7 protein-coding genes are annotated in these 7,441 nt (G+C 73.9%); 2 read left to right on the top strand and 5 right to left on the bottom strand.

Going from position 1 to position 7,441, the window contains the following annotated elements:
* Positions 1 to 1,127: aromatic ring-hydroxylating oxygenase subunit alpha (locus tag PGB27_RS03680; protein ID WP_274198966.1), on the bottom strand; the 1,127-nt coding region annotated here is incomplete at its 3' end.
* A 361-nt stretch (positions 1,128 to 1,488) separates the two neighbouring features.
* Between PGB27_RS03680 and PGB27_RS03675 the strand changes: the two genes are divergently transcribed.
* Positions 1,489 to 2,679: an NAD(P)/FAD-dependent oxidoreductase gene (locus PGB27_RS03675; RefSeq protein WP_274198965.1), complete on the top strand. Its 1,191-nt coding sequence runs from the start codon at positions 1,489 to 1,491 to the stop codon at positions 2,677 to 2,679.
* Positions 2,680 to 2,685: 6 nt separating this feature from the next.
* Here PGB27_RS03675 and PGB27_RS03670 read toward each other — a convergent pair whose 3' ends face one another.
* The gene (locus PGB27_RS03670; RefSeq protein ID WP_274198964.1) at positions 2,686 to 4,131 is read right to left on the bottom strand and encodes an MFS transporter; all 1,446 of its coding nucleotides are present in this window, start codon (positions 4,129 to 4,131) and stop codon (positions 2,686 to 2,688) included.
* A 237-nt stretch (positions 4,132 to 4,368) separates the two neighbouring features.
* Here PGB27_RS03670 and PGB27_RS03665 point away from each other — a divergent pair, with 237 nt between their 5' ends.
* Positions 4,369 to 4,704: a bifunctional 3-phenylpropionate/cinnamic acid dioxygenase ferredoxin subunit gene (locus PGB27_RS03665; RefSeq protein ID WP_274198963.1), complete on the top strand. Its 336-nt coding sequence runs from the start codon at positions 4,369 to 4,371 to the stop codon at positions 4,702 to 4,704.
* 15 nt (positions 4,705 to 4,719) lie between these two features.
* Here PGB27_RS03665 and PGB27_RS03660 read toward each other — a convergent pair whose 3' ends face one another.
* Genes PGB27_RS03660 through PGB27_RS03650 form a run of 3 tightly spaced genes read right to left on the bottom strand, consistent with a single transcriptional unit; the run spans position 4,720 to position 7,399 of the window.
* Positions 4,720 to 4,845 (bottom strand): hypothetical protein, encoded by a 126-nt coding sequence (locus PGB27_RS03660; RefSeq protein ID WP_274198962.1) that lies wholly within the window; start codon positions 4,843 to 4,845, stop codon positions 4,720 to 4,722.
* A complete protein-coding gene (locus PGB27_RS03655; RefSeq protein ID WP_274198961.1) occupies positions 4,842 to 5,891 on the bottom strand; it encodes a uroporphyrinogen decarboxylase/cobalamine-independent methonine synthase family protein in 1,050 nt (349 codons plus the stop codon). Before PGB27_RS03655 ends, PGB27_RS03660 begins: the two co-directional genes overlap by 4 nt.
* On the bottom strand, positions 5,891 to 7,399 hold the full coding sequence (locus PGB27_RS03650; RefSeq protein WP_274198960.1) for a class I SAM-dependent methyltransferase: 1,509 nt from the start codon (positions 7,397 to 7,399) through the stop codon (positions 5,891 to 5,893). The genes PGB27_RS03655 and PGB27_RS03650 overlap by 1 nt, the downstream gene beginning before the upstream one ends.
* Between the last annotated feature and the right edge of the window lie 42 nt (positions 7,400 to 7,441).

The following is a 7,441-nucleotide window of genomic DNA, read 5'->3' as shown; positions in this document are numbered from 1 at the left end:
ACCCAGTCGTGGAACTCGGCGATGTGGTGCTCGCTGGGGACGAGGACGCCCCCGCGGGCGTAGGAGCGCGAGTCCATGGAGACCTGGCAGCGCTCGCAGGCGTCGAAGTCCTGCAGGTTGACGCGGTGGAAGAGCTCGACGGACCGGTCGATGTCCGTCCCCGAGTCGACGACCTCGGGCAGGTAGAGCCAGTCGCAGCGCACCAGCGTGCGGTCCGCGGTCAGCGGGAACATGCGGTGGAACACGACGTGGTCGGGCACGAGGTTGATGAACACCTGCGGGCGCACGGTGATCGCGTAGTAGCGCCGGTCCTGCTCCTCGGCGACGCCGGGGATGCGCTCGAGCCCCGCGGAGCCGTCGACGGTGAACCCCGCGACGTCCTCACCGAACTCGGCGCCGTGGCCGACGAAGTACTGGGCGGCGAGCCCGTTCGCGAACTCCGGCAGCACCTCGGTGAGCTCCGGGTGGATCGTCGCGCAGTGGTAGCACTCCATGAAGTTCTCGACGATCTGCTTCCAGTTCGCCTTCACGTCGTACTCGATGCGCCGGCCGAGCTTCAGGTCCGCGACCTGGTACCCGACGATCGCGTCGGGCGCGCCCAGCCGGGCGGCCACGTCGCCGACGACCGTCTCCTCGAACGACGGCGGCTCCTCGGCCAGGCAGAGCCACACGTAGCCGAGCCACTCGCGCACGTGGACGCGGTGCAGGCCGAACTCGACCTTGTCCACGTCGGGCATGTCGCCGAGGTTGGGGGCGGCGACGAGCTTGCCGTCCAGGCCGTAGGTCCACGCGTGGTACGGGCACTGGAAGGAGCGCCGGACCATGCCTCTGTCCTCGGTGCAGAGGCGCGCACCGCGGTGGCGGCAGACGTTGAGGTAGGCGTTCACCGCGCCGTCGCGCCCGCGCGCGACGATGACGCTCTCCCGGCCGATCTGCACCGTCTCGAAGGCGCCCGGCATCGGGATGTCGGCGGCCAGGACCGCGCAGAACCAGCCCGTCTCGAAGACGAGGGCCTGCTCGGCCGCGAAGATCGTCGGGTCGGTGTAGTACCGGCCCGGGAGGGTGCCGCGCAGGCTCGCCGGCAGCTCCGGCGACGCGATCGCCGGTGCGATCTCTCCGGTCGTCATGGGTCCGTGCTCCTCGAGGGGTGCGCCTGCTGGTGGGTGGTCGGGCCGACGGCCTGACGCCGACTCTCCGATGAGTTGCGCATTGAGAGACACGGTTCGTGATGCGCAACGATACGTTCCGCGATCCCGAGGTCGGCTGTCAAGGGTGCGGACGGGCGAGTGCTCACGTGCACGCGCACGGGTCCGCGTGGATCGGCTCTTGACAAGGGGCGTCGGCTCTCCCACGGTGCAGAGTTGCGCATGGAGAAGCTGTGTTCTGCTATGCGCAACTCTCCACTCCAGATCGTGGGGTGTCCCTTCCACCGGTCCGCCCCCGACGCGGGGGAGCGTGCCGACGTCGAGGCCCACGAGGAGGCCGCGCATGCAGACCATCACGATCGTCGGCGGGTCGGTGGCGGGGGTCCGCTCCGCGGAGGCCCTGCGCGCCGCCGGCTACGACGGGCGCCTGCTGCTGGTCGGCGACGACCCGCACCGGCCCTACGACCGCCCGCCGCTGTCCAAGGCGTTCCTCGCCGGCGGCGTCGACGAGGACGCCATCGCCCTGCTCGACGACGTCGAGGTGGCCGAGCTCGCGCTGGAGATGCGCCTCGGCGTCCGCGCGGCGCGCCTCGACCCCGCCGGTGGCGCCGTGGAGCTCGCCGACGGCTCCACGATCGCCACCGACGGCGTCGTCGTCGCCACCGGCGGCCGGGCGCGGCGCCTGCCGGGCACCGAGGGCGTCGCGGGCGTGCACACGCTGCGGACGCTCGACGACGCGCGCGCCCTGCGCGCGGAGCTGCGGGCCGGGTCGCCGCGCGTGGTGGTCGTCGGCGGCGGGTTCATCGGGGCCGAGGTCGCCTCGACCTGCCGGGCGATGGGCCTCGACGTCACGGTCCTCGACGGCCTGCCGCTGCCGATGGCCCCCGTCCTCGGGCCCCGGATCGCGCGCCACTGCGTCGACCTGCACGCCGAGCACGGCACGGACCTGCGACCCGGTGCCGCCGTCTCCGGCTTCGCGACCGCCCCCACCGCCGACGGCCCCCGCGTCGTCGGGGTCGAGCTCGGCGACGGCACGACCGTCCCGGCCGACGTCGTCGTGGTGGGCATCGGCATCGCCCCGAACACCGAGTGGCTCGACGGGTCCGGCCTGGCCGTCGCGAACGGCGTCGTCACGGACGCGGGCATGGTCACCGACCTCCCCGCCGTCGTGGCCGTCGGCGACGTCGCGCGGTGGGGCCCGGGCGCGGCCGGCCGCCGGCACGAGCACTGGACGAGCGCGGGGGAGCAGGCGGCCGTCGCGGCGGCCAACCTGCTCGCGGGTCGCACCGAGGCGACGTTCCGCCCCACCGGCTACGTGTGGTCCGAGCAGTACGGGCGCATGCTGCAGCTCGCCGGGCACCCCTCGGCCGAGGACCACGTCGACGTCGTCGACGGCGAGCCGGACGCGGGGCGCTTCGTCGCGCGCTACGTCGACGCCGAGGGCACCACGACGGGCGTGTTCGGGATGGGCGACCCGCGCACCTTCGGCCGCGTGCGCCGCAGCGAGCTGCGCCGCCGCGCCGCGGCCGCGTAGGGCCGCCTACTCCTCCCTCGAGCCCTCCCTGGGTGGCTCGAGGGGCACGCCGTGCTCGTCACGCACCGGCGGCGGGAGGTCGGCGCTCGAGGTCAGCGGCGCGGCACCGGCCAGCGGCCGGCCCGCGGACTCGGTGAGGAACAGGACGCTGACGACGCCGACCACCCCCGCGGCGACGAGGTAGTAGCCCGGCCAGTCGAGGTTGCCGGTGGCCGTCGTGGCCGCGGCGATCACCGTCGGCGCGGTGCCGGCGAAGAGCGACACCGAGACGTTGAAGGTCAGCGCGAGCCCGCCGTAGCGCACGAGCGTGGGGAAGAGCGCCGGCAGCGTCGACGGGGCGACCGCGGCGAAGCACACGAGGCACGCGCCGATGAGCAGCAGGCCGCCGAGCTGCCCGACGAGGCCCTGGCGCAGCAGCCACACGGCGGGCAGGCCGCCGACGACGAGCGCGATGCTGCCGGTCATGAGGATCGGGCGGCGCCCGACGCGGTCGGACAGGCGACCGAGCGAGGTGACGACGGCCAGCATCGCGACCATGACGACCACCTGCAGCGCCGTCGACGTCGCCGTCTCCGCGCCGGTCTCGCCGTGCTCGGCGAGCGTGCTGGTGAGGTAGGTCGGCACGTAGTTGGTGAGCACGTAGTTGGTGATGTTCCAGGCCACGACGATGCCGCCCGCGACGAGGAGCGCGCGGCGGTAGCGCACGCGCAGGATCTGCAGGGCCCGGCGCAGCGGCATCGTCGCGAGCGCGGGGGAGCGCTCCATGAGCTGCCGGAACGCCGGGGTGTCCTCGAGGCGCAGGCGCAGGTAGATGCCCACGACGCCCAGCGGGAGCGCGAGCAGGAACGGCAGGCGCCAGCCCCACGCCAGCAGGTCGTCGTCGGGCAGCACGGCGATGACGGCCGCGCTGACGCCGGCGCCGAGCGTGTAGCCGGTGAGGGTGCCGAACTCCAGCCAGCTGCCGAACAGGCCGCGGCGCCGGTCCGGGGAGTACTCGGCGACCATGGTCAGCGCCCCGGTGTACTCGCCGCCCGCCGAGAACCCCTGCAGCATGCGCATGACGAGCACGAGGACCGGCGCGGCGGCCCCGATCGCGCCGCGACTCGGGATGAGCCCCAGCAGCACGGTGGCGGCCGCCATGAGCACCACCGTCGCCGAGAGCACGCGGGTGCGCCCGATCCGGTCGCCCAGGGGGCCGAAGAACAGCCCGCCGAGGGGTCGCATGACGAAGGCCGCGGCGAAGGCGCCGAGGGTGTACACGGCGGCCCAGGGCCCGGCGTCGGGGAAGAACACCCGGGACAGCACGACCGCCAGGTAGGAGTAGATCCCGAAGTCGTACCACTCGGCGACGTTGCCGATGGCTGCCGCGGCGGTGGCCCGGCGCAGCGTGTACTCGCCCTCGACCGCCCGCGCGGCGCCACCGCGGCGACGCGGCGGCGGGTGCTCGGACACGGTGACGCTCCTCGGGCCGACGGCGGTGGAGGGGCTCGACCCGGCGCGCAGTGTGACAGCCCGGCCGCGGCGTAAACCTCAGGCCGCTGACATATGAGACGTGTATCAGTAACACACGCGTAGAGCAACGGAAACACTCGCGACGTCGGCCACAACGCTTGACGGCGGACTTCCCGAGCCTCAGGCTATGTGTTGCGGATGACAGGACTCGATGCGCAGAGCGCAACAGGAGCCGAAATGATCTACGTGGGCGAGCTGGCCGACATCCCGGTGGGGGAGTCGGTGCGGGTGCAGGGCTCGGTGGCCATCGCCGTCTTCAACGCGGACGGCGAGCTCTACGCCATCGACGACACCTGCACGCACCAGGACGCGTCGCTGTCCGACGGCTGGCTCGAGGGCTGCGCGGTGGAGTGCCCGCTGCACGCCGCGTGCTTCGACCTGCGCACGGGGCAGCCCAGCGGGCCGCCCGCCAAGAAACCGGTGCGCACCCACCGCGTGACCGTCGACGACGGCCTCGTCTACGTCGAGGAGACCGTGCGCGTCGAGGCCCGGGAGCTCGCCCGGGCCGAGTGACGCCCGGCCCACGCGTCAGCGGCGGTGCACGGCGGCCCCGGCGCAGCCGCGGGCGTAGGCCTCCCACGCCGACAGGAGGGTCGCGGTCCCGCGGGCGGTGAGCTCGGCGTCGGTGGCGGAGAGGGCGGGCGCCGTGGTCACCCCGCGACGGTGGCGGCGGGGAGGGTCGCGCGGACGCGGGCGGCGCCCTCGACCATGGCGCGCAGCTTGGCCGTCGCGACGTCGAGCGGCAGGTTCCGCAGCCCGCAGTCCGGGTTGACCAGGAGGCGCTCGGGCGGCACCAGCTCCAGCGCCCGGTGGATGCGGGCGGCGACGAGCTCCGGGCTCTCGACGACGTGGCTCTTGACGTCGATCACCCCGAGCCCGAGGTCGCGGTCCCAGCCGGAGCGCTCGATGATCGGCAGGTCCTCGTCGCCCTTGCGCGCGAACTCCAGCACGAGCTGGTCGACCCGCGCGTCGAGCACCGCGGGGAACAGGAAGTCGTAGTGCCCCTCCCACAGCGGGCGCGCGTAGCGGTTGCCGTAACAGACGTGCAGCGCCCACGAGACGTCGACCTCGCGGGTGACGATGTTGATCGCCTCGACGGCGAGCCCCACCTGGTCCGGGTAGCCGGCGAGGAACGGCTCGTCGATCTGGAGCAGCTGGGCGCCCGCCTCCCGCAGGGCCTCCGCGACCCCGGCCAGCACGTGGGCGATCGACCGCACGAGGTCGGCCGGGTCGGCGTGGACGTGGTCGGTGACCCGGCGCGAGAGCGAGAACGGCCCGGTGAAGGAGAACTTGACCGGCCGGTCGGTGCGCGCGCGGGTGAACGCGAAGTCGGCGTCGAGCCCGAGCCCGCGGCCGGTCGGCGGCGGTGCCGGCGTCGTGCGGACCTCGGCGTCGTAGTAGTCGTGGTAGAAGTCCTTGCTGGTCACGGGGACGTGGATCCCGGGGATGCGGGCCAGCAGGTGGTCGACGTCGTTGTCGCGGCGCAGCTCGCCGTCGGAGACGATGTCGATCCCCGCGAGCTCCTGGTCCTTGATCGCGGCCGTCACGGCGCAGTCGTGGACGGCCTCGAGCTGGGTGCGGCTCATGCGGCAGCGGAAGAAGTCCGTCTTCAGGCGCTCGAGCCACTCCGGGACCGGCCAGGAGCCGACGACGGTGGTGGGCAGCAGGGGGAGTCCGGTCCCCGGGGTGATCGGCGCCATCAGTCACGCACCTGGGCGGTCATCGTCACGATGTTGGTGCCGGCGCGGTGGGCGAACGGGGCGTAGGAGACGTCGACGCCCCGCCGACGCCCGAGGTGGGCGAGCAGCGGGCCGTTCACCCAGTTCACCACGGAGCCGTCGTACTTGCCGGGGCCGCGGAAGCCCGTGCGGTAGGCCCCGACCTCGCGCGCGAAGAGGTCGTGGCAGACCAGCCGGCCGTAGGGGTGCAGCAGCCCGATGGTCTCGGTGAAGCTCGCGACCGCGCCGTTGCTCACGTGCATCCGCAGGTCGGCGCCCGACTCGAGCAGCGGCCGCAGCGCCTCGCCGTTGACGGTGGGGGACAGGTCGTAGGAGTCGAGACCGGCGAGCCCGACGTAGCGCTCGGCGAGCCGGACCGCGGCCCAGGTGCGGCGCCAGAACGCGACGGCGGCGGCCGTGTCCGGGAACCGGCCCGGCTGCGCCTCCGCGAGCAGCGCGGGCCCGAGGCGCAGCAGCGTCGCCACCAGGCCGGCGAGCTCGTCGGTGCGCACCCCGGCGAGCGCGGCCAGGTCGGCCGCCGCGTCCGCGGGCAGGAACGCCCGCGACTCGACCAGGTACGTGCGCCCGCCGAGCTGGGCGACCTCGTCGGAGGGCAGGTTGTCGTAGACGTTCGAGATGTAGATGAGGAACACCTTGAACTGCAGGAACCCCAGCACCGCGCGCGGCGAGGTGGCGTCGGTGACGAACGAGCTGACGTGCTCGGCGTGGTCGGCGACGGTCGCGCGGGCCCGCTCGAGGACGTGCGGGGAGTAGTCGCACATGAGGTAGTGCAGGCGCCGGTAGTACCCGCGGCCGTGGCGGGCGTCGAGGTCGCGCAGCTCGTCGAGGAAGACCCGCGCCTGGTGCCCGTTGCCGACCCCGATCTCGACGACGTAGAGCTCGGGCGGCAGCGCGCCCCGGTCGGCGAGCCCGTCCCACACCGTGAACAGCTCGGCGAGGATCGCGCGCACCGCGTCGCGGTTGCGGGCGTCGCTCTCCCCGCCCGGCAGCGCCTGCTCGTAGGCCTGCCCGGTCGCGGACTCCCAGAGGTCGAGCGCCGACCAGTAGAGGGCGTTGAAGTCCCAGATGCAGCTGCGCCGGGTCGGGCCCCAGTCCTCGAGGACGACGGCGCCGGCGTCGCCGCCCTCGGCGTGGGCGCGCAGGACCTCCCGGGTCGTGTCGCGCAGCGCGGTGTCGGCGCCGCGGCGCACGTCGACCGCGATCTCGAGGTCGTCGTCGCGGACGCCCTCGGGCACCGGGCCGTGCGGGGGCGCCCCCGTCCGCCCGTTGCCGTCGGTGGGCAGGATCGGCCGCACCTCCACCACGTCGCGGAAGTTGTGCCGGTACTGGACCCAGTCGCAGACCACCCGCACCCGGGACAGGTCCGTCGGGCTCTCGGACAGCGCGTCCACGACCGGGCCGATCGAGTCGGCGACGCTGACCGGGGTCGAGCTGCGCAGCCGGGCGTGCGGGCGGAAGTCCACGAGCATGCGTGCCTCCTCGGCGGGACCGCGGACGGTCGCGGCCCTCCT

This window comes from Actinomycetospora lemnae, assembly GCF_028737315.1.
GTDB lineage: Bacteria > Actinomycetota > Actinomycetes > Mycobacteriales > Pseudonocardiaceae > Actinomycetospora > Actinomycetospora lemnae.
Note: the sequence above shows the minus strand (reverse complement) of the source record. Positions and strands in the feature narration are given on the sequence as shown.

Excerpts from the sequence above, each read along its gene's own strand:
- PGB27_RS03650 (WP_274198960.1), bottom strand. The coding sequence starts at position 7,399 with ATGCTCGTGGACTTCCGCCCGCACGCCCGGCTGCGCAGCTCGACCCCG.
- PGB27_RS03655 (WP_274198961.1), bottom strand. The coding sequence starts at position 5,891 with ATGGCGCCGATCACCCCGGGGACCGGACTCCCCCTGCTGCCCACCACC.
- PGB27_RS03665 (WP_274198963.1), top strand. The coding sequence starts at position 4,369 with ATGATCTACGTGGGCGAGCTGGCCGACATCCCGGTGGGGGAGTCGGTG.
- PGB27_RS03675 (WP_274198965.1), top strand. The coding sequence starts at position 1,489 with ATGCAGACCATCACGATCGTCGGCGGGTCGGTGGCGGGGGTCCGCTCC.